The sequence below is a fragment of the Ruminococcus sp. AM43-6 genome (assembly GCF_003461785.1).
Taxonomy (GTDB): Bacteria; Bacillota; Clostridia; order Oscillospirales; family Ruminococcaceae; genus Hominimerdicola; species Hominimerdicola aceti.
In genome coordinates this window covers 101,198-123,549 of the sequence record NZ_QTXU01000002.1, presented here as the reverse complement: position 1 = coordinate 123,549, position 22,352 = coordinate 101,198, and the positions used below count along the sequence as shown (strand labels likewise).

21 protein-coding genes are annotated in these 22,352 nt (G+C 43.3%); 16 read left to right on the top strand and 5 right to left on the bottom strand.

The genetic code is table 11. The features are described from left to right. Positions 1-157: 157 nt before the first annotated feature. From murC to DW938_RS02305, 3 genes are all read left to right on the top strand, one after another. On the top strand, positions 158-1,567 hold the full coding sequence (gene murC / locus DW938_RS02315) for a UDP-N-acetylmuramate--L-alanine ligase (protein ID WP_022287047.1): 1,410 nt from the start codon (positions 158-160) through the stop codon (positions 1,565-1,567). 45 nt (positions 1,568-1,612) lie between these two features. Beyond that, the gene (lexA, locus tag DW938_RS02310; RefSeq protein WP_022287046.1) at positions 1,613-2,200 is read left to right on the top strand and encodes a transcriptional repressor LexA; all 588 of its coding nucleotides are present in this window, start codon (positions 1,613-1,615) and stop codon (positions 2,198-2,200) included. Between the two features lie 137 nt (positions 2,201-2,337). Then, positions 2,338-3,045 (top strand): zinc ribbon domain-containing protein, encoded by a 708-nt coding sequence (locus DW938_RS02305; RefSeq protein ID WP_117897148.1) that lies wholly within the window; start codon positions 2,338-2,340, stop codon positions 3,043-3,045. A 193-nt stretch (positions 3,046-3,238) separates the two neighbouring features. Here DW938_RS02305 and DW938_RS02300 read toward each other — a convergent pair whose 3' ends face one another. After that, positions 3,239-5,302 carry an LTA synthase family protein gene (locus DW938_RS02300; protein WP_118123766.1) on the bottom strand — a complete coding sequence of 688 codons (2,064 nt, stop codon included), beginning with the start codon at positions 5,300-5,302 and terminating at the stop codon, positions 3,239-3,241. 236 nt (positions 5,303-5,538) lie between these two features. Here DW938_RS02300 and guaA point away from each other — a divergent pair, with 236 nt between their 5' ends. The 7 genes from guaA (at position 5,539) to DW938_RS02265 (ending at position 13,521) form a co-directional block, all read left to right on the top strand. Beyond that, entirely contained in the window at positions 5,539-7,074 is a 1,536-nt protein-coding gene (guaA, locus tag DW938_RS02295) for a glutamine-hydrolyzing GMP synthase (RefSeq protein WP_117857070.1), read from the top strand. 13 nt (positions 7,075-7,087) lie between these two features. Then, positions 7,088-7,324, top strand: coding sequence for a hypothetical protein (locus DW938_RS02290; RefSeq protein ID WP_118123765.1), 237 nt, complete (start codon positions 7,088-7,090; stop codon positions 7,322-7,324). 429 nt (positions 7,325-7,753) lie between these two features. Further along, positions 7,754-8,932 (top strand): CDP-glycerol glycerophosphotransferase family protein, encoded by a 1,179-nt coding sequence (locus DW938_RS02285; protein ID WP_118123764.1) that lies wholly within the window; start codon positions 7,754-7,756, stop codon positions 8,930-8,932. Between the two features lie 115 nt (positions 8,933-9,047). Further along, positions 9,048-9,752, top strand: coding sequence for an IspD/TarI family cytidylyltransferase (locus DW938_RS02280; protein ID WP_117897759.1), 705 nt, complete (start codon positions 9,048-9,050; stop codon positions 9,750-9,752). Between the two features lie 14 nt (positions 9,753-9,766). After that, entirely contained in the window at positions 9,767-10,840 is a 1,074-nt protein-coding gene (locus tag DW938_RS02275; RefSeq protein ID WP_117857103.1) for a galactitol-1-phosphate 5-dehydrogenase, read from the top strand. Between the two features lie 111 nt (positions 10,841-10,951). Next, a complete protein-coding gene (locus tag DW938_RS02270) occupies positions 10,952-12,811 on the top strand; it encodes a CDP-glycerol glycerophosphotransferase family protein (protein ID WP_118123763.1) in 1,860 nt (619 codons plus the stop codon). A gap of 29 nt (positions 12,812-12,840) precedes the next feature. Then, positions 12,841-13,521, top strand: coding sequence for a ribulose-phosphate 3-epimerase (locus DW938_RS02265; RefSeq protein WP_118123762.1), 681 nt, complete (start codon positions 12,841-12,843; stop codon positions 13,519-13,521). Positions 13,522-13,912: 391 nt separating this feature from the next. On the opposite strand, the gene DW938_RS02260 is transcribed toward DW938_RS02265, so the two are convergent. The 4 genes from DW938_RS02260 to DW938_RS02245 form a co-directional block, all read right to left on the bottom strand. Further along, positions 13,913-14,455 (bottom strand): DNA-3-methyladenine glycosylase I, encoded by a 543-nt coding sequence (locus DW938_RS02260; protein WP_118123761.1) that lies wholly within the window; start codon positions 14,453-14,455, stop codon positions 13,913-13,915. Then, positions 14,452-15,339 carry a homoserine kinase gene (gene thrB / locus DW938_RS02255; protein WP_038672687.1) on the bottom strand — a complete coding sequence of 296 codons (888 nt, stop codon included), beginning with the start codon at positions 15,337-15,339 and terminating at the stop codon, positions 14,452-14,454. Before thrB ends, DW938_RS02260 begins: the two co-directional genes overlap by 4 nt. Before the next feature lie 88 nt (positions 15,340-15,427). Continuing rightward, positions 15,428-16,666 carry a homoserine dehydrogenase gene (locus DW938_RS02250; RefSeq protein WP_022287035.1) on the bottom strand — a complete coding sequence of 413 codons (1,239 nt, stop codon included), beginning with the start codon at positions 16,664-16,666 and terminating at the stop codon, positions 15,428-15,430. A 52-nt stretch (positions 16,667-16,718) separates the two neighbouring features. Next, positions 16,719-17,165, bottom strand: coding sequence for an ACT domain-containing protein (locus DW938_RS02245; RefSeq protein WP_022287034.1), 447 nt, complete (start codon positions 17,163-17,165; stop codon positions 16,719-16,721). Between the two features lie 300 nt (positions 17,166-17,465). On the opposite strand from DW938_RS02245, the gene DW938_RS02240 reads away from it, so the two are divergent. From DW938_RS02240 to DW938_RS02215, 6 genes are all read left to right on the top strand, one after another. After that, complete coding sequence (locus tag DW938_RS02240) at positions 17,466-17,777, top strand: hypothetical protein (protein ID WP_038672679.1); 312 nt, start codon at positions 17,466-17,468, stop codon at positions 17,775-17,777. Between the two features lie 34 nt (positions 17,778-17,811). Further along, positions 17,812-18,858, top strand: a complete 1,047-nt coding sequence (locus DW938_RS02235) for a V-type ATPase subunit (protein WP_117857115.1) — start codon at positions 17,812-17,814, stop codon at positions 18,856-18,858. A 32-nt stretch (positions 18,859-18,890) separates the two neighbouring features. Further along, the gene (locus tag DW938_RS02230; RefSeq protein WP_118123760.1) at positions 18,891-20,837 is read left to right on the top strand and encodes a V-type ATPase 116kDa subunit family protein; all 1,947 of its coding nucleotides are present in this window, start codon (positions 18,891-18,893) and stop codon (positions 20,835-20,837) included. A 146-nt stretch (positions 20,838-20,983) separates the two neighbouring features. Continuing rightward, on the top strand, positions 20,984-21,433 hold the full coding sequence (locus tag DW938_RS02225; RefSeq protein WP_022287030.1) for an ATP synthase subunit C: 450 nt from the start codon (positions 20,984-20,986) through the stop codon (positions 21,431-21,433). A gap of 1 nt (position 21,434) precedes the next feature. Then, positions 21,435-21,743 (top strand): V-type ATP synthase subunit F, encoded by a 309-nt coding sequence (locus tag DW938_RS02220; RefSeq protein WP_022287029.1) that lies wholly within the window; start codon positions 21,435-21,437, stop codon positions 21,741-21,743. 19 nt (positions 21,744-21,762) lie between these two features. After that, positions 21,763-22,344: a V-type ATP synthase subunit E gene (locus DW938_RS02215; RefSeq protein ID WP_118123759.1), complete on the top strand. Its 582-nt coding sequence runs from the start codon at positions 21,763-21,765 to the stop codon at positions 22,342-22,344. Positions 22,345-22,352 lie beyond the last annotated feature (8 nt).

Here is a 22,352-nt window from a genome sequence, read left to right as displayed (position 1 = left end):
TCATGCGTCCTTTCTTGTGATGTAATGCCTGTAGTAATATTTTTGCCTCTTTTTTTGAAAAATAATCAAAAAAGGGGTTTATTTTTTTTTAGAAATGTTATATAATAAAATAAACATACATTCTGAATTATCTATTATTCTAAGGAGTATTACAAAGATGATAACAAATGAGATCTTGAAAAATATAAAGCACGTTCATTTTATCGGTATAGGCGGCTCTGGTATGTACCCTCTGGTGCAGATATTCCATTCAAAGGGATATTTCATCACAGGCTCAGACAATAACGAAACTGAAACTCTTGAGGCTGTGAGAAAGCTTGGCATAGAAGTTTTCCTCGGTCAGAGAGCCGAGAATATCAAGGGTGCAGACCTTATAATCTATACCGCCGCAATAATGGCAGATAACCCTGAGCTTATCGCCGCAAAGGCAAGCGGTGCGATCTGCTGTGAAAGAGCCGAGATACTTGGACTTGTCACAAGCTGGTATACGAACGCTCTTTGCGTTTCAGGCACTCATGGAAAGACCACAACTTCTTCCATGCTCACACAGATATTCGTTCAGGAGGGTACTGACCTTTCCTGCGTTATAGGCGGAAAGCTCCCAAGCATAGGCGGCTCAGGCAAGGCAGGCTCATCACAAACTATGGTCTGTGAATCCTGTGAGTTCGAGGATCATTTCCTCAGACTTTTCCCTGACGTTTCAATTATCCTGAACGTTGACGCAGACCACCTTGAGTATTTCAAGAATATCGAAAATATCATAAAGTCTTTCCATAAGTTCGCAACCATGGCTTCAAAAGCCGTTATCTATAATGGCGACGACGCAAATACTCTGAAAGCCGTTGAGGGTGTTGACAAGGAAATGATATCTTTCGGATGGGATAAGAAAAACGATTATTCCGCCGTCATAAAGTCCAAAAAAGGCTTGCAGACACGCTTTGAGCTTTATCATAAGGGCGAGTTTGTCAGAGAGCTTACTATCCATGTTCCCGGCGACCATAACGTCATGAACGCCCTTGCAGCCATTGCTGCCGCAAGATATTCAGGCGTTTCATGGGAGGGTATCGAAAAGGGACTTGATACTTTCTTTGGCGCAATAAGACGTTTCGAGAAGATAGCCGAGGTCAAGGGCGTTACTATTGTTGACGATTACGCTCACCACCCAAAGGAGATCGAGTGTACACTGAAAGCCGCAAAGGGTCTTGATTTCAACAGAGTGTGGGCAGTTTTCCAGCCTTTCACCTATTCAAGAACAAAGATACTCATGAACGATTTTGTGAAAGCGCTTTCTATTGCAGATATTGCCGTTGTAACGGATATCATGGGAAGCCGTGAGAAAAATACCGACGGTGTTTATGCTGAACAGCTTGCAGAGAAGATACCAAATGCAGTTTGGTTCAAGACCGACCATGAGCTTGTTGACAAGCAGACTGCACAGCAGAAGGAATATAACTTCTCACAGTGTATCGACTATATAAAGAAAAACTGCAAGGAGGGCGACCTTGTTATAACTCTTGGCTGCGGAGATGTCTATAAGCTTGCAAAAAGGCTTGCAAAAGAGCTTTAGGTTTAGAAGATAAAGATTTATTGATATAACAGAAAGGACGGAGCTATGAGAAAAGTAACCGAGAACGAGAAAATGGTATTCGAGTTCATAAAGGATCGCATAGAAGAGGGCTATCCGCCCACAGTTAGGGAGATTTGTGCAGAGTTTGGCTTTAAGTCTACCTCAACAGCCCATAGATATATAAATAATCTCACCGCAAAAGGTCTTCTTGAAAAGGGAAATAACCAGAACAGAGCCATAAGGCTCACAGGCGGCAACGGCATGAAGATCCCCCTTGTGGGAACTGTCACCGCAGGTATCCCTATCACTGCCATTGAGGAGATAACAGACTATATAAGCTTCCAGCCTGCAAGGCATTACAGCAATCCGCTTTTTGCCCTAAAGGTAAGGGGAGAGTCCATGATAAACGCCGCTATCCTTGACGGAGATATGGTAGTTATAGAGCAGACCCCATATGCAGAAAACGGCGATATAGTCTGCGCACTTGTTGACAACGAGTCAGCTACCATAAAGACTTTCTATAAAGAGGACGGCCATTACAGACTACAGCCTGAAAATGACACCATGGATCCTATCATAGTAGACGAAGTAAGCATACTTGGCAAGGTTGTGGGCGTTGTAAGATATCTGTAAATATAGATAAAGAAGATTTGTAGGGGCGAACAGCGTTCGCCCGTGTCATTAAAGAAAACGGGCGGATAGTCCAACATAGATATAGAAAAAAACTTCGACAAACAAAACAGTTCTAAGTGTGTAAAGGATTGGTAATAATGAGCAGACACTGTACATTCTGCGGTTCTAAGCTGGAGGACGGAGCTAAGATATGCACCAACTGCGGAAAAATGGTACCTATCGCCTCATCGACCCAAAGACGTGGCGAGCAGGAGTTTATAGATCGTTCAAGGATACAGGGCATACCGAAGCGTGTTTACGAACACCCGAAAAGAGCCGAAGCAGAGGAAAGAATGCGCCGAGAGCAGGAAGCTCGCAGGGTAAAGCGTGTAAGAGAGACAGACCGAAACAGAGAAATGAGTGCGGCAGACTATAGGCGCACCCCAACTGAACATTCAAGCAGCGGCAAAGAGAATTATGGCAAGGGCAAAAAGATACTAAAGACTCTGCTTAAGATCACAGTGGTAATACTGGTGATATATTTTGTGATCGCCTTTGTGAGAATATTCAGCGTAAGACATTCCACCTACGATTTCGATACCGAAATGAAATTGGCAAGCGAAAATTACGGTGAAGCCGTTGACGCATATTTCAAAGACGGCAAGTGGAAATATAACATCTTTAAAAATCAGGTGTCCTATGAGGGAACTTCCGAAAGTGGCGACGATTATGTTATGATATTCGGCAAGAATGACGGTCAGACTGTCGTAAGGCAAATGACAAAGAACAGCAAGAAGGTCGCTTCTGACAGCATAATGAACGATGTCATGGGAATGTTCATGTTCGAGAAAAAGGTCACAGGATAAAAAAATAAGCGCATAATTATGTAGTTAATTGTAGTGGCGAACAGTGTTCGCCCGCATTTTGACACGCATTATAAAACGAAACGGACGAAGTAAAAAAGCTTCGTCCGTTTATTGTTTTGTAGGGGAACGGCGCAATTTCTGCATTGCAGAAATGCGACGTTCCGCTTTTTTTGTTGTTTGTGTTTTTAACAGCCTAATTTACACTATTGTCACGCTTTTCATCAAACATTCTGTAATACTGCACAGTTTCATATTCGTTCAGCGTGTCCTTGTATTTGTCAGCTACATCATTTATAGAATACCATTCTCCGTCAGCCGTCTTGTAGCCGTAAGAGCTTATTATCGGAATGTCACAGCGTATCTTGTCAAGCTCCTGCTGATATCTCGACTTTGGGAGTCCAGCCGCTTCCATGACCTCGTTTGAAAGATAGTTAAGGCTTATATCGTCTATCTTCTCCGCATTAACGCCCTTGTTGCTCCAAATAAGGAAAGGAGTCTGTCGAAGTCTTGAGTAATCCTCCGTTGAAAGCAGAGCAACGTCCTTGCCATAGAGATGCTCTGTAAAGCTTAAAATGTGTGGATAATGGTCGCCGAACATTACGATTATGACTTCTTCGTCCTTGTTCCTGAAATAATCCGTAAGCTCTCCCAACGCCTTGTCAGATTGATAAATGGAGTTTATATACTGCAAAGCCTCATTGTTGTTGTAACCCTCAAATGTTACCTCAGACGGAACAGAGCTGAGGTCATCATATGGACCATGGTTCTGCATCGTGGCAGTCCATACAAAATACGGTGAACCCTTGTTGCTCTCGTATTGTGCCTCAATGTAGTGGAAAAGGGAGCTGTCTGACATATTGTTGTTTATGTATTGACAGTTTGAAATGTAGTCGCCGCAGTTGAAGAGCTTGCTCTTGAATTGAAGCTGTTCATAGGCGTTGCCTATATCCCATAGTCCCTCAGAGCAAGGCGAGATAGCCTGCGTTGTGTAGCCAAGCTCGTTTAGCCAGCTTACAAGACCGTTTTGTTTGTCGTTGAGATATTGGGTGAATACCGCACTTCCCGACGGTAAAAAGCCAAGAGTGTTGCCCGTGAGAAATTCATACTCAGAGTTGCAGGAATAACCGCCATATGCCGAAACGGAAACATATCCGCTTATGCTTTCCTCCTGCAATTTGTGATAGTTGGGCAGATAGTCTTTGTTAGTCTTGAACTGAGCGATATGCTCAAAGTCTGCAAAGGATTCGTTCATGATAGCAATGATAGCAGGCTTTTTGTCAGCCTTTTGTACCTCATACTGAGTTATGATATCCTCCGCCTTTTGAGTGGAGTAGCCGTCAGGCTTCGTCACTCGGTCAAACATTCCGTCAAAGCAGAACATAAGGTCATAGCCTACGCACCTGTATGTGTCTGCATTTTCTGCACCTGAAAAGTTCAGCCTGATGTATCTGTTCCTTATACCAAGGTCATAGGCAAACCTGCCGCCATATACGAATAGGAAACACCCTGCGATAACAGCCACACCCGATATTATCCTGCTGCGTATTTTTATCTTCCTTACTTTTGTCGTCACCGTTACAGCGATAATAAGAATAAGATCACAAAGCACAAACATCACATTGCTGTCTAAAAACAGTGAGTACATTCCGTTTATCTCACTGGCTGACTTTATGTTGGCAAGGTCGGCAAACTGCACAGGATTTCCTCTGAACTCCGTTACATAATACTGCGCCAAAGCATATATGGCAAATATGACGTTCACTCCGCAAAACCAGGCGTGTGGCTTCGGGAATATCACCGCTCCTATAAGATATAAAAGCCAGCAGAGCAATATTCCAAGGAGAATGTAAAGCACATTGCTCTTTGGAAAATATGACCTCATTACAAAGTCAGGCAAAAAATATGAATTGAGTGCAAGCATAAAAGCCGCCGTAAAAGGGTCGATATAGCCTTTTGTTTCGCTCTTTTTCAGCTTCTTTTGCATTGAGAAAAATTCCGCAATAATAAATATCAGTGCCAGCTCAACAGCGCAAGCCCCTATAAGCGCATAATTTCGTTCTTTCGGCAGGAAGTTGTCTTTGTCCATGTATATGCCCAACAAAGCACAGATGACTCCTACCGCTATAACTGCCACTATGGCACTTATAAATCGTAATGTTTGCATTCCGTCAGGCGACGCAAACCATGCTCCTATTTTTTTCAGCAAGCCTTTTTTCTCCTTTGCCTGCTGTGTTTGAATGTTTTGTTGTTCTTCCATTACAATATACTCTTTTCTGTTGATTTACACGCATTTTACAATACCTATTCATTATAGCATAGCTATTAGCAAATTACAACAGCTAAAATCAACAAATATTGTCCTGCTTGATGTCAGGTGTTCACAATTAATTTACCCCATGCTTCAAAGAGTGTGTAAATTGCTCTTGAAAAAGGGACGGCAACGTGTTATAATATTTATGTATTTCAAAAAACATAAGGAAAAGAGGTAAATATATGTCACATGAGAAGATACTGGTGCTTGACTTTGGCGGACAGTACAATCAGCTTATCGCAAGACGTGTGAGAGATCACCACGTTTATGCAGAGATAAAAAGCTTTGAAACTCCACTTGAAGAAATAAAAGCAGCAGGCTATAAGGGCATAATCTTCACAGGCGGACCAAACTCCGTTTATGATATGACTTCCCCGCATTATGACAAGGCTATACTTGACCTTGGCATACCAGTCCTCGGCATCTGCTACGGCTGTCAGCTTATCTCATGGATGAGCGGTGGAAAGGTAGAAAGCTGTAAAAAGAGCGAGTACGGCAAGATAGAGATAACAGTCTCCGCAGAGAGCAAGCTTTTCAAGGACGTTCCTGATAAGAATATCGTATGGATGAGCCATACCGACTATGTCAGCGAAGCACCTGAGGGCTTTGTTATCACTTCCCATTCAGATGATTGCCCATGTGCGTCAATGGAGAATGCAGAGAAGAAGATATATGCCGTTCAGTTCCACCCTGAGGTAACTCACAGTGAGTATGGTAACGTCATTTTGAAAAACTTCCTTTACGAAGTCTGCGGCTGTAAAGGCGATTGGGTAATGGATAACTTTATCGAGAACACAGTTGCAAAGCTTAAAGAGCAGATAGGCGATAAGAAAGTAGTTTTGGGACTTTCAGGCGGAGTTGACTCATCAGTTGCCGCAGGACTTATCAGCCGTGCAGTGGGCAAGCAGCTTACCTGCGTGTTCGTAGATCAGGGCCTTATGAGAAAAGACGAGGGCGACTTTGTTGAGGAAACTTTCACAAGACTTTTCGATATGAGATTTGTAAGAGTAAACTGTCAGAAGCAGTTCCTTGAAAAGCTCAAGGGCATAACAGATCCGGAGGAAAAGAGAAAGACTATCGGAACAGAGTTCTATAAGGTATTCTGGGATAAGATCAGAGAAGAGGCGGACGGCGGATTTTTCGCACAGGGTACTATCTACCCTGACCGAATCGAAAGCGGAAAGGGCGACGCTGCCACAATAAAAACTCACCACAATCAGGTGAAAATGCCTGAGGACATCAACTTTGACGGCGTTATAGAGCCGCTTGGCGATCTTTTCAAAGACGAGGTAAGAAAAGTCGGCGAAAAGCTCGGCATACCAAAGGAGCTTGTATGGCGTCAGCCGTTCCCAGGCCCAGGACTTGGTGTAAGAATAATCGGTGAGATAACAGAGGATAAGATAAAGGTGTTGCAGGAAGCAGACGCCGTTTTCCGTGACGAGATCAAGAAAAGCGGAATTGAAAGCAGCCTGAGCCAGTTCTTTGCAGTTCTCCCGAACGTCCAGACAGTAGGCGTAATGGGCGACCACAGAACCTATGACCACCTTATAGCTATCAGAGCCGTAACAACAGACGACTTCATGACAGCCGATTGGGCAAAGATACCATACGATGTTCTCGCAAGAATATCCAACAGGATAACAAATGAAGTAGACCATGTAAACAGAGTAGTTTACGATATAACCTCAAAGCCACCGGGAACGGTGGAGTGGGAATAGTAGGAGGTCAAATATGACTGTTTTAAAAAGAACTATTGAAGCACTTAGACATCTTGGTGGAAAAGGATCATATTCAGAAATATATCGTGAATATGAAAAGATTCTTGGAAAACCAATTACAGATGGTCAAGAAGCTGGAATTAGAAAAACAATAGAGGATCACTCCTCTGACTCTAAGAACTATAAAGGTCAAAAAGATTATTTTTATTCTGTTGATGGAATAGGAAAAGGAATATGGGGACTTAGATAGTTTTTTGTTATCATGGCGCTAAAAAAATGATAACTTATCATCAGTGGGCAGTATAGTACAGAGCAAAATGTATAACTGAGATACCTGGGTGCAAATCGCCTAAACAAATTTGTTTAGTATTGGGCGAAATCTGGGGAGTGGGAATAATACGATACTCCAAGGCTGTGAACGCACCTCGTTCACAGCCTTTTTCACACTCACTTTCATTATTCAAATAATTTTACAAAATTACAAATACCCCCTTGACACTTCCCCCATTCTGCACTATAATACTACACAAGAGAGCTTTTTTAGCGTTGTGCATACGTTAAAATGAGCATAATAAAGCCCAGAAAATAAGCTTTTTTGTGAGATGTGCCGCAAAAGTGTCTTGCGGATTGTTAAAGTGTAGACAAACGGCACATAATATGATATAATGTAGGGTGAGAAATGAGCGGTTTAAAACAGGCGGTCAGAAACACTGCCAAAATCATAATGTTCAAAGGAGTATATCCCCTTTGCTATAAAGTGTCAAGCCTTAGACCTTTGAGAAAAAACAAGGTCATCTTTGCCGAGATAAGAAGTGGTACGCTGACGGATAGCTTCCGTTATATCTATGAGGAGATAAAGACCAGAGGACTTGATCCGCAGGTCTATTACGTCCATAATAATAAGGGCGGAATTGGCTATCTGCTGAGATATCTGAAGCTTACTTGGCTAATGGGAAACGTGGGTTGCGTTTTGCTTAACGATACCTGTAATCTGTTCGGCGCTTTTAAGTTCAGAAAAGGCACAAAGGTCATTCAAACATGGCATTCCTGCGGAGCTTTCAAAAAGTGGGGAGAAAGTATCACCGACCTCTCTTTCGGCGAGTCGCTGGAAGAATTGAGAAAGTTCCCTGCCCATACAAGCTATACACTTTGTACCGTCAGCAGTAAAGAGTGCATATGGGCTTTCAAGGAAGCTTTCGGCTTTGATCTTGATAATAATAGCGTGCAGGCAATAGGCGTATCTCGTACCGACTTTTTCTTTAAAGAGGAAAATCGTGTGAAAGCCTTTGAAAATCTCTATAAAAATTGCCCGAACGCACAGTATAAAAAAGTCCTGCTCTATGCCCCGACCTATCGTGGGGACGCTGATAAGGCTTATATCCCCGAAAAGCTGGATATAAAAGCCCTTAAAGAGAATTTCGGCAGCGAGTGGGTGCTTCTTGTAAAAAGACACGGATTTGTTAAAAAGGAGTGGGATATCCCCGAGGATTGTCAGGACTTCGCCTTTGACATAACAGAACATATGCCTATCGAGGATCTTCTTTTTACTGCCGATATGTGCATAACCGATTATTCTTCGCTTATTTTTGAATATTCGCTCTTTGAAAGACCTATGATATTCTACGCTTTTGACCTTGACCAGTTCTATGACTATAGAGGCTTTTATTATCCCTATGACTATAGCTTTCTCCCGGGACCAATAGTTAAGACCAATGAGGAGCTTATAAACGCCATAAAGCAGGGAAAAGCCGACCCTACTGTCATTTCTGATTTCAGAGAAAGATTTATGGGCGCTTGCGATGGCCGTTCTACCGAAAGGATAGTCGATTATATTATGTCACAAAACAGCGAAAACTAATTTATGTAGGGGTGAACAGCGTTCGCCCGTTGACTGCCGAACTTTATCGGCGTATCACAATGATTTATTTGTCAGATACATTATTATAATATAAATATCAGTAAGGAGTTTGTTTATGATTTACGGTGCAATGCTCGCAGGGGGATCAGGTACAAGAGTTAAAAGCTCGAAAATACCAAAGCAGTTTATCGAGATCGGAGGTAAGCCGATCATAATCTATACCCTTGAAAATATGCTCAAGGTAAAGAGATTTGATTATATCTATATCGCCGTCCATAAGGACTATGAGGACTATATGAACGAGCAGGTGAAAAAGAATATTCCTGAAAGCGAAAAGGTAAGGATAATTCTCGGCGGCAAGGAAAGAATGGATACTATAAATAATGTCACCACCGCTATCACAAAAGATAATGGACTTCATGATGACGATGTTATCGTTATCCACGATGCCGTAAGACCTTTCGTTACAGAGAAGATACTCAACGATTCCATAGATTGTGCCGCAGAATACGGTGCTTGCGTCTGCGGACTTCCATGTGCAGATACTATCCTCCATTCAAAGGGAGGAGAGTATGTTGAAGACATCCCTGTCAGAAGCGAGCTTTACAGCGGACAAGCTCCCGACAGCTTCCGCCTTGCCCACTTTATCCAAATGCAGGATAACCTCACTGAGGAGCAGAAAAAAGTCATCACAGGCACTTCGCAGATATGCACAATGAATAACCAGCCTATCCACCTTATAGAGGGCGACGCTATTAATTTCAAGATAACAACAGACAGCGACCTGCTTATTGTCAGAACGCTGCTTGGCGGTAAATAGAAAGGACTTTTTTTATGAAAAGCTTAATAAACATACCCGAAAAGATGAAAGCACTTGTGCTTTATGGCGTGGGCGACCTGAGAGTAACTGAGGTAGACGTGCCAAAGCTTGAAAAAGGCACCGTATTGCTGAAAATAAAGGCGTGCGGAATTTGTTCAAGCGATATGCCAAGATGCTTTGTAACAGGAACCTACCACTTCCCGACCATACCTGGTCATGAGTTTTCAGGTCAGATAGTTGCAGTTGGCGATGACGTTGACGAAAGCCTTCTCGGCAAACGTTCCTGCGTGTTCCCAATGCTCCCTTGCAAGCATTGTAAAGCCTGCAAAATGGAGGAATATGCACAATGCTCAGGCTATAGCTATTTCGGTTCAAGACAGGACGGCGCATGGGCTGAGTACCTCGTTGTTCCGGTATGGAACTTAGTTCCGTTCGACGATACCCTCGATTATAAAACTGCAGCGCTCTGCGAGCCTGCCGCAGTTTCAATGCACGCTGTAAATATCGGCGACATCAAAGAGGGTCAGAACGTTGTTATCATAGGCACAGGTACAATAGGCTTTATGATAGCCCTCTTTGCAAAAGAGAGAACAAAGACCGGTAAGGTGGTTATCGCAGGCCGTTCAAAGAATAAGCTTGAGTATGCAAAGAAGCTGGGCTTTGACGTTGTTGATACAGGCGTTGACGATCTCCCTGCACAGGTAAAGAAAATAATAGGTATCGACGGAGCAGACGTAACATTTGAAGCTGTCGGCTCAAACGAAGCTATCGCTTCCGCTATCGAGTCAACAGGCGCTCTTGGCAGTATCGTTCTCGTTGGCAACCCATCAACAGACCTTATCCTGCCTAAGAATATCTATTGGTCAATACTGAGAAAGCAGATAACAGTCAAAGGCTCATGGAATTCCAGCTATAACAGCAGAGTGAACGATTGGAAGAAAGCCCTTGAAGTTTTCGAGCATAGCGACGTAAACTTTGCCGATCTTATCACACATACATTCACAATAGAGGAGAACGAAAAGGCATTCTCCGCTATAAGAAACACAGGCGAGTTCACATTAAAGGTAATGTTCACATTTGATGATTAAACAGTCTGCTGTTTGTATATTTGAGTAAAAATTTTGTAGTCGCTTTTCAAGACCTGAAATGAAAGTTGAGGGTGATAGATAAAAGCGGCGGAAAGTAAGGAATAGTTTTAAATGGATAATATGACTCCCGAATTTGAAGAGATATACGGGAACAGAAGAAAGACTATTGAGAGATTAAAAGAGAGAAACAAAAAATTCGCAGAGCTTACAAGAGTAGAGTTCAAGAGAGTTATCCTCCATATCGAGGGCGAGCTTGTGGGCTTTGAAAAAGACGAGCTTGAAAACTTGTCAGCAAGATTTGTCACACATGATAGAACTTGTATGTTCCCTGCCCAGCATTTTGAAGTAAGCGGAACTCATTTTCATCTGACAGTGAATATAATGTCTGCCAATAACGAGGCTCCTATCGCCACAGGCGAATATGCCCTTAAAATATTCACAAAGTATAAGGGCATGAATAAACCACAGATATCAACAGATACAGTGGATTATGTCCTCAGTGGCAGTACGCTTCTCAAGCTCACCTATGATAACGATGGCAGATGCCTGTCAAAACAGGTGCTTACGAACGAGTATCCTTGTATCATATCTGATAAAGTGGAAACTATAGAGGACGATACAAAGGCGAACCCTATGAACTTCAAGCTCAGACGAGGCGCAGAAAACCTTTTCTATGCCGAGTCTGCAAGCGATATGGATACACTCGAATATAAGCTTGCCGTCACCTATAAAGAGCCTAAGCCTTCACAGACCTTGCCAAAGCGTATTGCGAAAAAGCTTCAAAACCGTAAGAAGCTTATCATAAGAGATGTTTACGGCTTAAAGATATGGTGCTTTAAAAAGGCGTTCTCGTTCTTTAAGCATTTTGCTAAGAAAAACGGGGATATTATTCTCTTTGCCAGCGGTTCGAGAGCCGAGATAGGCGGAAACGAAAAGGTCATTTATGACCGCATGATAGAAAGAGGACTTGACAGCAAGTATAAGTTCAGATTTGACTTCAAAGCAAGTATCACTGTCAATAGGTCGATACCTGCCATGATAAGGTTCGTCTACTATCTTGCAACCTCCGATATCATTCTTATAGATGATTATTACCCTGACATCTACCTTGTGGATTATCCTAAGAACGTCAAGGTGCTTCAGGTTTGGCACGCCTGCGGAGCGTTCAAGTCATTGGGCTTTGAAAGACTGGGCAAGCCGGGCGCACCTCCGTTCAATACAAGGGTGCATAAGTGCTATACCCATGTTCCTGTAAGCTCCTATCATTCTGCGCTCCACCATGCAGAGGGCTTCGCTATCGACGAAAAGAAGTTCTATCCTGTGGGTATCCCAAGAACGGATATCTTCTTTGACGATGAATATAAAGCCAAAACAAGAGAGCAGATGCTGGAAGTTTTCCCTGAGTGCAAAACTGCAGAAACGGTGTATATGTATGCACCGACCTTCAGAGGAGATAATGCAAATAATGCTCATTTCCCATTTGATAAGCTTGACCTTACAGCATGGGGCAAATTCCTTGATGAAACGGATTCCGTTCTTATCGTAAAGCTCCACCCGTTTGTAAAAAGGCGTATCGAAATACCTGACGAGTATGCTCACAGAATACTTGATGCCTCCGACTACAGAGAGGTAAATGATATCCTCTTTATAGTTGACGTGCTTATCACAGACTACAGCTCTATCATATATGAGATGTCACTGCTTAAAAAGCCGATGCTTTTCTTTGCTTTCGACCAAAAGTATTATGAAGCAACAAGAGATTTCTATGAGCCGTATGAGGAGCTTGTTCCTGGTAAAATCGTCCACGATTTTGATGAGCTTATGACCGCTCTCAGAGATAAGGATTACGAGTTTGAAAAAATGGATGGCTTCATAAAGAAGAACTTCAAATATACAGACGGCAAGTCCACCGACAGAGTAATAGACCAGCTTATCATGGGCATAGAGCCTGAAGATAACAGCAGAAGATAAAAAAGATGAATAGAAACAGGAGGATCAGTATGGACAATGGTATGATATCAGTCTCAATGATGTGCGTCCATCTGGGACAGATAAAGGAATATCTTGACGCTTTTAAGCGCAACAATATCGAATATCTCCATATAGACGTAATGGACGGCTCATTTGTGCCGAATTTCACACTTTATCCTGATTATGTAAAACAGCTCCGTGATCTGACGGATATCCCATTTGATTTTCATTTCATGATAGAAAAGCCTGAGGAAAGGCTCCAGTGGTTTGATATCAGAGAGGGCGATTATGCGGCAGTGCATTATGAAAGCACGAAGCATATCGCAAAGTGCCTGCAATATCTCCGTTCTATCGGTGCAAAGCCTATCTTGGCTATCAATCCCGGCACACCTATCTGCGTGGTAGAGGAAGCCGTAGACTTCATAGACGGTGTGCTTGTCATGACAGTAAACCCTGGTTTTGCAGGACAGAAGCTCGTGCCTAACACGGTGGATAAGGCAAGACGTCTTAGAAAGTGGCTTGACGAAAACGGCCACGAGGACATCATCATAGAAACTGACGGCAATATGTCAAACGAGAACTGCCGCAAGCTTTACGAAGCAGGTGCAAGAATGTTTGTTGCAGGAACATCGAGCCTTGTTAAGCCGCAGGTAGAGGGTATAGACGAAAGGATAGCCGAAAACCGCAAAAATATTTGTCCTATGGGATAAAAAATTGAAAAATGCAGCCGCTCTGTATACATTGTGCAGGGCGGTTTTTATTTCACACCTGCGGTATCCGCACTTTGTTTATTTACTTCACAAACCATGTAGGGGAGCAGCGCAATTTCTGCTTTGCAGAAATCCGACGTCCCGCTTGCGTTTGCTCGACAAATTCCACGTTATCCGCACAACGTTTGGCAAGAAATTGTCCGCTTTTTTCATTCGTGACAAATTCAAGCCTAACCGCTTCGATATCGGGCTGTCGAGGGCGCCAGCCCCTACACCAAAGTTCTACCGCCACAAAATCGCTGTCGCTCTTTGCGGACTTTACCTTGTATAAGAGGACACAAAAAGCGGTGCAGAGTTTCCACTCCGACACCGCTTTGCTTATATCTTTGTTTTATTTTTCTCTATAAAGTCCACATTCCCTATCATGGGAATATATAACTCCCACCGCCTGCAAAAACGAATATATTATCACGCTTCCCACGAACTTCATTCCACGCTTTTTCAAGTCTGCAGAGATCCTATCGGACCATTCGTTGGTAGTTTTATCGCACTCATACAATATTTCTCCGTCAGTAAACTTGCAAAGATAATCATAAAAGCTCCCATGCTCCTTCACAATATCCCGAAATATTCTTGCATTAGAAATACTCGCCCTAATTTTCAGCTTATTTCGCACAATAGAACTGTCAGAGCAAAGCTCTGCTATCTTCTCTTCGTCATATCCACAGACCTTATCAATGTCAAAATCATCATAAGCCCTGCGGAAATTCTCACGCTTGTTCAGTATGCACTCCCACGAAAGCCCAGCCTGAAAAGACTCCAGCACAAGCATCTCAAACAAATAGCTGTCATCAGTCCTGAGAACGCCCCATTCCTTGTCATGATATTCCACATACTTTGGATTTTTCAGGTCGCACCATTTGCACCTGTTCATATAAGCTTCGTACCCTCGTTGTCAATGTGAAATTCCTTTACCTGCCAGCCCTTAAGCCCTGCATTGTCAAGAGAAAATTTCATCTTGCCTGCGAAATATTGATTGCTCTCATCTACAATAGCCATGATAGTTGGACCTGCACCGCTAATGTATGCCGCATATGCACCATGAGTGTACGCAATGTCAAAAACGTCCTTGCAGTGGGGTATAAGCGCCATTCTGTAAGGCTGGTGAAGCCTGTCGTCAACTGCCGTTTTCAGATTTTCAAACTTGCCCGTAAGAAGCGAAGCCGAGAAAAGCGCCGCACGGGAAAGGTTGTAAACTGCGTCCTTGTGTGAAACTTCCTTAGGCAGACAAGCCCTCGCTTCTTCAGTTTTCAGCTCAAAATCAGGTATTATCGCCACGAATTTCAGCTTTGTGAAAACCTCCTGCTTTACCCAGTGTACCTTTCTTCCGTCAAATACCGCCGTCACGATTCCGCCAAGAAGTGCAGGCGCAGTGTTGTCAGGGTGACCCTCTATCTGTGCCGCAAGGTCAACAAGATCGTCCTTTGTAAGTGGATCTCCAAGCATTTTGTTTGCCCCCACAAGCCCTGCGATTATGCAGGCAGAAGACGAGCCAAGTCCCCTCGCCATAGGAATGTTGCTTGTCTGTATAAGCCTAAGTCCCTCCAGCTTTTTTCCGCATACCGCAAAAAGGTCTTTGGCAGAAATGTAAATGAGGTTTCTCTCGTCCGTAGGAATGTCAAGCCCGTCCGCTGCTGTAATGTCTATCTTGTCGCACTCCTCCATTTCAATGTAGTTGTAGTAAGTGAGCGCAAGCCCCAGTGCGTCAAAACCGGCGCCAAGGTTAGCCGACGTGGCAGGTATCTGTATTTTTATCATGGTGAAAACTCCTTTATAAAAAAGGCGGACATCAAGTCCGCCCCATATTGCTTTTGTGTAATGGCAAACAGTGTCCGCCTGCCTTTTATCAGTATATCCTTATCTTGCTTGCGATCTCAGCGGAGTGTGAAAGGATAGTCAGGTTAGCGTCAATGTCAGCCTCTTTCATGTTCGGCGTGATAAACGCAAGCTCGTTCTCTGTCCTGCCCGAACGCTCTATATACATAAGCTTTCCGAACATCTCAGAAATAGAAGATTTGAGAGCCTCAGCATTTTCAGCCTTTATGCGAACATACATTGAAACGTCCATGTCCTTGTATGGCGCAACAAAGTTCTTGTCATCACAATCTTCCCATGTAAGAGCAAGCACTCTGTGATGATGCTTCAGACAATCGATAATGTCGCCTACTACCGCAGAAGCTGTAGGAAGCTTGCCTGCACCCTGTCCGTAGAACATAACGTCGCCAACGCCGTCGCCTGTTACGCTGATAGCATTGTATACATCGTCAACAGACGCAAGAAGATTTGACTTTGGCACAAGTCTAGGACAAACGATAGCGCTGACTCTGCCGTCATCAAGCTTCTTTACAGAACCTATAAGCTTTATAACATATCCTGCGTTTGCAGCATATTCAACATCATCGAGCGTTATCTTTGTTATGCCTGAGCAGTGTACCATTTCAGGATAAATGTGCTTGCCATATGCAAGTGAGCCAAGTATGCAGATCTTTCTGCAAGCGTCCTCGCCCTCAACGTCAGCCGTAGGGTCAGCCTCAGCATAACCAAGCTTCTGAGCCATTTTCAGCGCATCGTCAAATGACATCTGCTCTTTTATCATCTTTGTAAGAATGAAGTTTGTTGTGCCGTTGAGAATACCTGATATCTGAAGTATCTCGTTTCCTGCCAGACACTTGTTAAGCGGTCTGATGATAGGTATACCGCCGCCAACGCTTGCCTCGAACAGATAGTTGCAGTTGTGTTCCCTTGCTATTTTAAGAAGCTCTGCACCCTTTTCCGCAACTAGCGCCTTGTTTGATGTTACAACGCTCTTGCCGTGTTCAAGAAGCTTCTTTGTATAGTCATAAGCGAAAGTCGTTCCGCCTACTACCTCGGCTACTACTTCTACCTCGGCATCATTGAGAATGATGTTGAAGTCCTTTATCATTTTGTCTGCAAATGGAGAATCAGGGAAATCCCTCAGATCAAGAATGTACTTGATGTCACATTCCTTGCCGACCTTTTTTGAGATAGATTCGCGGTTTTTCATAAAAAGCTCCACCGTACCAGAGCCTACAACGCCATAACCGATAACTGCTACTTTACACATAAAAAATCCTCATTCCTAATAAATTATATATTGTTAAAATCTTATTTTACCCTTACTCTCCCGATATTATCTTGACTTCCACAACGCCGTGAACTTTAGAAAGCTCCTCCGTAAGCACGTTGGTGCTAAGTGCGTCATGCTCAAATCTTACCGAGAATGTCACCGTCGCCACCGAGTCGATAGGGATATTCTGGTTTATGGTCAGAATATTCGTGTTCAGCTCGTAAAGCCGTGATATAATGGAGGAAAGCACTCCCTTTTCATCTCTCAGTATGCAGTATACCGAAACGATGTTGTTTGTGAGCTGTTCTTCATAATTGAATACGGAGTCCTTGTATTTGTAGTATGCGCTCCTCGATATCCCCACCTTACGGCAGGCTTCCGATGAAGTGGAAACTTCGCCCCTTGCCCTCATGCGCTTTGCGGCAAGCACCTTTAGCACAATGTCAGGAAGCACCTCAGAACTTACGATAACAAGTTTGTTTTGCCCGTTCTCCAATTTTAGTCCACCTCCAAAGTACAGATGTGTGCGTGATAAATACAAGTTTACCACTTTTGTCCCCTTTTGTCAAGTGACTTGACCGCAGATATTCAACTAATTTTTCAAATTTAGGGTAAAATAAAATGTGTATTCTGACTAAAATCATTACACATAGAGCAATTTGTCCAAAGAAAAGTCATATAGATAGTGCAAAGTATATAAATAGTATGGCTTTGTACCCCTTCAAACTTGCTATTTAAGACAAAAAGGTGTACAATTAATGTTATGAAACTATCCTGCCTGAAAGGGGAGAATAATATGGATATGATAGCAGAAATACTGCAAACAGATAAAGCCGCTGCAGGCAAGCTTGAAAAAGCAGATATGGAAAGCGGCGAACTGCTGGAGCGAACAGTGAAAGAAGCGCAGGAGCTGAAGGAAAACGCCCTGAAAGAAGCCGAAGCCTATAAAACGCAGAAAGCCAAAGAGGTCACAGAGCGTATAAATACCGAAAGCGAAAAGATAACTTCCGCACAGAACGAGAAAACAACGGTTCTCGATAAGATATTTGAAGAAAAACATACTCAGTGGGAGAAGGAGATATTTGATAATATTATCTCTCCGAAGTAGAGCAAAAATTCTCCGTGAAAGGGGCTGAAAAAATATGCTTGACAGTTGGTCTGCCAACGGAACAGTGGCGAAAATAAAATATATCCACGGCAGAATGTTTACTAAAGAGAACTATCATGAAATGCTCATGCGAAGAACAGTCCCCGAAGCCGCAGACTATCTTGCACATTCAGCCAGATATAAAGACGCTTTCCGTGACGTTGACCCTAATACCGTCCATAGAGGTTTTGTGGAGGCGCTTCTCCAAAGAGAGAATTTCAATACCTATATGCGCCTGTGCAGATTTCAGGAGCTTGATAAACTGCCTTTTTATGACTTCCTTATAAAAAGCAAGGAGATAGAATGTATTCTGTCCATGATAAACAATATAAATTCAGGGCTTGATAATTCTTACCTTAACGACCTTCCCGGCTATGTCATAAAACATTCAAAGGTGAGCCTTCTTGAAATGAGCCGAGCCGAGAACTATGAACAGCTTCTTAAAATACTAAGAAATACACCGTATTATAAGATACTGGTGAAAATACCGCCTTTGGAGGACGGCTCAGCGGATTATACCGAGTGTGAGCTAAGGCTGAGAACAGCCTATTATACTGAGCTTTTAAATACCGCAAAGCATGATTTTTCCGAAATGCAAAGCAAACAGCTCTCAGAAATGATAAGCCGAGAGATAGATTGCCTTAACATAATAAACGCCTACCGTATGAAAGCCTTTTTTGGCTACTCCTCCGAGGAGATAAAAAAACGGCAGATAAGAATAAAAACAGGCACAGGCTCAGTTAAAAGACTTGATAAGTATTATGAGCTTGAAAGCCCCGAAGATATGCTCGAATGGGTGAAAAGATCAAAGTATTCAAAGGGTTGCAAACAGACCTCTGAATATATCGAAAGCATAGTCCGAAGTTCACAGTTTGCCTATCTTTCTCATATTCTCGCCCAAAGCACCGCCGCACCGGTTTCACTCTATGCCTTTATGAAACTGTGCAGTACGGAAGCCTTGAACATCGTGCATATAATCGAAGCGATAAGATATAATGCCGACCCTTCGGCAGTTGAAAAGGATCTTATCATCACCGCCTGAGCGGTAAATTCTCAGGAAAGGAGATAATGTGATTGGCTATAGAAAAAATGTCCCTTGTGAATATAGCAGGTCTTATGGACGAGCTTGACGCCACCTTGAAAAGGTGCTGTGAAAGCGGCTGTTTTCATATCGAGCCTGCGGGCAATTCTCCCGACAGCGCAATGAAGCCCCTCAGCGAGAAAAACGAGTATGACCGACCTCTGAAAGAGCTTGCCCAGCTTTCCGCACAGCTTGGTATAACTCTAAAGGAAACTGATTTTACCGACTGTGACCTGTCAGCTCCGCAGGATTTTAATTCCCTGTTTGAAAAGTATAATACCCCTTTCAGCGAGCTTAATACAAAGCGGCTGGAGCTTACTCAGCGTATCTCAGAGCTTGGAGGGGCGGTCAGACAAATAGACCACCTGAAAGGTATGCACAGCGACTTTCAGCAGCTTTTCTCAATGAAGTATGTTTCCGTCCGTATCGGAAAGCTGCCTGTGGATAACCTGCCGAAGCTTGACTATTATAACGAGAATTTCTTCTTTGTCCCCTTTGAAACAGGAAAAAGCTTCTGCTGGGGAATGTATTTCGTCCCTGAACGTGATAAACAGCGTGTTGATGATATCTTCCACTCAATGTATTTTGAAAGGATACGGATACCGTCCTATGTATCAGGCGACGCAGACGAAGCCTTGGAAAAGCTAAAACAAACTATAGACGCAGATACAGTTGAGAACGCAAAGATAAACGAGCAGATAAACGAGCTTGCCGCAAAAGCTGAGCCTGAACTGCAAAAAGCTTTCTCAAAACTGCGGTTTATCCACGATACCTTTGACCTGCGGCGAAATGCCGCTGCACTAAACGATAAGTTTTATCTTAAAGGCTTTATCCCCGAAAAGGAAAAAGACCGCTTTGATAAGCTTTTCGAGGATATGCGGTCAGTGTCAGTGGTCTATCTGCCTCCTGACGCAGACGCCTCATGTGAGCCGCCTACAGTGCTTAAAAACAACTTTTTGACCCGACCTTTCACAATGCTTGTGGAAATGTATGGTCTGCCTGAGTATAAAGGCTATAACCCCACAGTTTTTGTGGCAATAACCTATACTCTGCTTTTCGGCATAATGTTTGGCGACTTGGGACAAGGACTTCTTATCGTCCTAGGCGGACTTGCCTTAAAGAAAAAGCTGGGTGCTAAAATAAGCGGCTTGGTCACACGTCTTGGCATATCAAGTATGATATTCGGCACTCTCTATGGCTCGTTCTTCGGTTATGAAGAGCTTTTAGACCCCGTGTTTGAGAATATAGGACTTGACTTCCTGCCCCTAAAGGTTTTCAAGCAAACGAATTTTATCCTCATAACTGCCGTTGCCATAGGTGTGGCACTTATTGTTATCTCAATGATACTCAATATCTATATCGGCTTTAAAAATAAGGATTACGAAAAAGCCATTTTCGGCTGTAACGGCATTGCAGGACTTGTGTTCTACAGCTCCGTTGCGGCAGGACTTGTGGGAACGCTCATGTTCGATGTAAAAGTTATGTCCACTCCGTTCGTCATCTTCCTTATCGTCATACCGCTTGTGTGCATATTCTGCCGAACACCTTTCTCTATCGCCGTGAAGTATAAACAGTGGCGCTTGTACGAGGACGAGGAAAAAATGACCGTGGGCAACTTTATAGTTGAAAATTTCTTTGAGATGTTTGAGTTCCTGCTCAGCTATGTTTCAAATACTATGTCATTTCTCCGTGTGGGCGGATTTGTCCTCTCCCACGCAGGCATGATGCTAGTGGTAATGACCCTTATGGAAATGTGTTCCGCCGCCGCACAGCCATTCGTGCTTGTGCTTGGCAACCTGTTTGTAATGGTAATGGAGGGCATGATAGTTGCCATTCAGATAATCAGACTTGAGTTTTATGAGATATTCTCCCGCTTCTATGAGGGCGGTGGAAAACCATTCGAGCCTGTTGGTGTAAAATTTACTGCACAAACAGAATGATATCAAATTTGTGGTATTATTTTGTAGGGGCGAACATCGTTCGGTCACTCGCCGTGACGGGCATTTTACCCCGACCATTATCCATACCCGTACAATGTAATTCGTAAAATCTAAAGTAAAAATAATTTTTTTTGGAGGAATCAACTATGCTTATCTATTTCCTGCTCCCACTTATAGCAGTCGCACTTCTTTGTGTACCATTCATTTTCACCGCAAAGAAAATAAAGAACGGAAGATCGCCAAAGGGTGCTTTTATCGGTAATCTCTGTACATTTGCAGGCATAATGCTCTGCGCTCTTATCGTCCCTGTAGGTAATTTTGTTTCAGCCGCAAGCGAGGAGGGCGTTAAAGCCGCCCTTTCAACAGGCGCAGGCCTTGGCTACCTTGCAGCAGCCCTTGCCGTTGGACTTTCCTGCGTAGGTTCAGGCATAGCCGTTGCCGCAGGCGCTCCAGCCGCTATCGGTGCAACCTCAGAAGACCCTAAGAACTTTGTAAAGGCTCTTATCTTCGTTGTTCTTGGCGAAGGTATCGCCCTCTATGGACTTCTTATCGCTATCCTTATAATCTCAAACGTAGGCACTGCATTGGGCATTTAACATGAGATTTTATCTTATCAGCGATAATATAGATACCCAAATGGGCATGAGACTTTCAGGTATCGAGGGCGTTGTGGTGCATACCTCCGAGGAGGTGTCAAACGCACTTGATAAGGCTATGGAAATGAAAGACGTGGGCGTTGTGCTTATGACAGAGCTTGCAGTCAAGCAGTGCAGAGAAAAGGTCTATGACTATAAGCTCACAAGAGAAACGCCCCTCATAGTTGAAATACCAGACCGCCATGCCACGTCAAAGATATCTGATACCATTTCCCACTATCTCGCAGAAGCAGTGGGAATAAAGCTGTGATTTTGATAGGAGTTTAGTAATGGAAAATCAGACGATAAAACTTGAACGCTTCAAGCAGGCTGTCTTTGAGGACGCTGAAAAACAGGCAAAGCTCATAACCGAATCCGCTGATAAACAGCGTGAAAACGAGCTTGCTCAGGCGAAAATAGAAGCACAAAGCCTTGTAGATTCAAAAAAAGCCGCCGCAGATAAGACCGAGGAGGCAAGAGCCATAAGGGAAATATCTTCAAAACAGCTTGAAGCTAAAAGAAACGTGCTTTGCCATAGAGAAAAGCTTATAGACAGCGTTTTTGACAACGTAAAAAGCAGACTTGCGACTTTCAAAGCAAGCAGAGATTATAAGTCTTGGCTAAAAGAAAAAGCCGAAAAATGCAAACAGACCTATCCCGAGCATAAGGGCGTTATCTACCTCTCACCTGAGGATATGAAATACGCCTCTGACCTTGCAGACTTTGAAGTAAAAAGCCGAGATTCCATAGAGCTTGGCGGTATGCTCATGGTCTATGAGGATATGGGTATAGCCCTTGATTATACCTTTGATTCAGCATTTGAGGGGCAGCGTTCAGCCTTTACTGAAAAAGCCGAGCTTGTGCTTGGATAATAAGGAGT

What these genes read in the sequence shown, in the direction of transcription:
- murC (WP_022287047.1), top strand. Translation starts at nt 158, where the DNA reads ATGATAACAAATGAGATCTTGAAAAATATAAAGCACGTTCATTTTATC.
- lexA (WP_022287046.1), top strand. Translation starts at nt 1,613, where the DNA reads ATGAGAAAAGTAACCGAGAACGAGAAAATGGTATTCGAGTTCATAAAG.
- DW938_RS02305 (WP_117897148.1), top strand. Translation starts at nt 2,338, where the DNA reads ATGAGCAGACACTGTACATTCTGCGGTTCTAAGCTGGAGGACGGAGCT.
- DW938_RS02300 (WP_118123766.1), bottom strand. Translation starts at nt 5,302, where the DNA reads ATGGAAGAACAACAAAACATTCAAACACAGCAGGCAAAGGAGAAAAAA.
- guaA (WP_117857070.1), top strand. Translation starts at nt 5,539, where the DNA reads ATGTCACATGAGAAGATACTGGTGCTTGACTTTGGCGGACAGTACAAT.
- DW938_RS02290 (WP_118123765.1), top strand. Translation starts at nt 7,088, where the DNA reads ATGACTGTTTTAAAAAGAACTATTGAAGCACTTAGACATCTTGGTGGA.
- DW938_RS02285 (WP_118123764.1), top strand. Translation starts at nt 7,754, where the DNA reads ATGAGCGGTTTAAAACAGGCGGTCAGAAACACTGCCAAAATCATAATG.
- DW938_RS02280 (WP_117897759.1), top strand. Translation starts at nt 9,048, where the DNA reads ATGATTTACGGTGCAATGCTCGCAGGGGGATCAGGTACAAGAGTTAAA.
- DW938_RS02275 (WP_117857103.1), top strand. Translation starts at nt 9,767, where the DNA reads ATGAAAAGCTTAATAAACATACCCGAAAAGATGAAAGCACTTGTGCTT.
- DW938_RS02270 (WP_118123763.1), top strand. Translation starts at nt 10,952, where the DNA reads ATGGATAATATGACTCCCGAATTTGAAGAGATATACGGGAACAGAAGA.
- DW938_RS02265 (WP_118123762.1), top strand. Translation starts at nt 12,841, where the DNA reads ATGGACAATGGTATGATATCAGTCTCAATGATGTGCGTCCATCTGGGA.
- DW938_RS02260 (WP_118123761.1), bottom strand. Translation starts at nt 14,455, where the DNA reads ATGAACAGGTGCAAATGGTGCGACCTGAAAAATCCAAAGTATGTGGAA.
- thrB (WP_038672687.1), bottom strand. Translation starts at nt 15,339, where the DNA reads ATGATAAAAATACAGATACCTGCCACGTCGGCTAACCTTGGCGCCGGT.
- DW938_RS02250 (WP_022287035.1), bottom strand. Translation starts at nt 16,666, where the DNA reads ATGTGTAAAGTAGCAGTTATCGGTTATGGCGTTGTAGGCTCTGGTACG.
- DW938_RS02240 (WP_038672679.1), top strand. Translation starts at nt 17,466, where the DNA reads ATGGATATGATAGCAGAAATACTGCAAACAGATAAAGCCGCTGCAGGC.
- DW938_RS02235 (WP_117857115.1), top strand. Translation starts at nt 17,812, where the DNA reads ATGCTTGACAGTTGGTCTGCCAACGGAACAGTGGCGAAAATAAAATAT.
- DW938_RS02225 (WP_022287030.1), top strand. Translation starts at nt 20,984, where the DNA reads ATGCTTATCTATTTCCTGCTCCCACTTATAGCAGTCGCACTTCTTTGT.
- DW938_RS02220 (WP_022287029.1), top strand. Translation starts at nt 21,435, where the DNA reads ATGAGATTTTATCTTATCAGCGATAATATAGATACCCAAATGGGCATG.
- DW938_RS02215 (WP_118123759.1), top strand. Translation starts at nt 21,763, where the DNA reads ATGGAAAATCAGACGATAAAACTTGAACGCTTCAAGCAGGCTGTCTTT.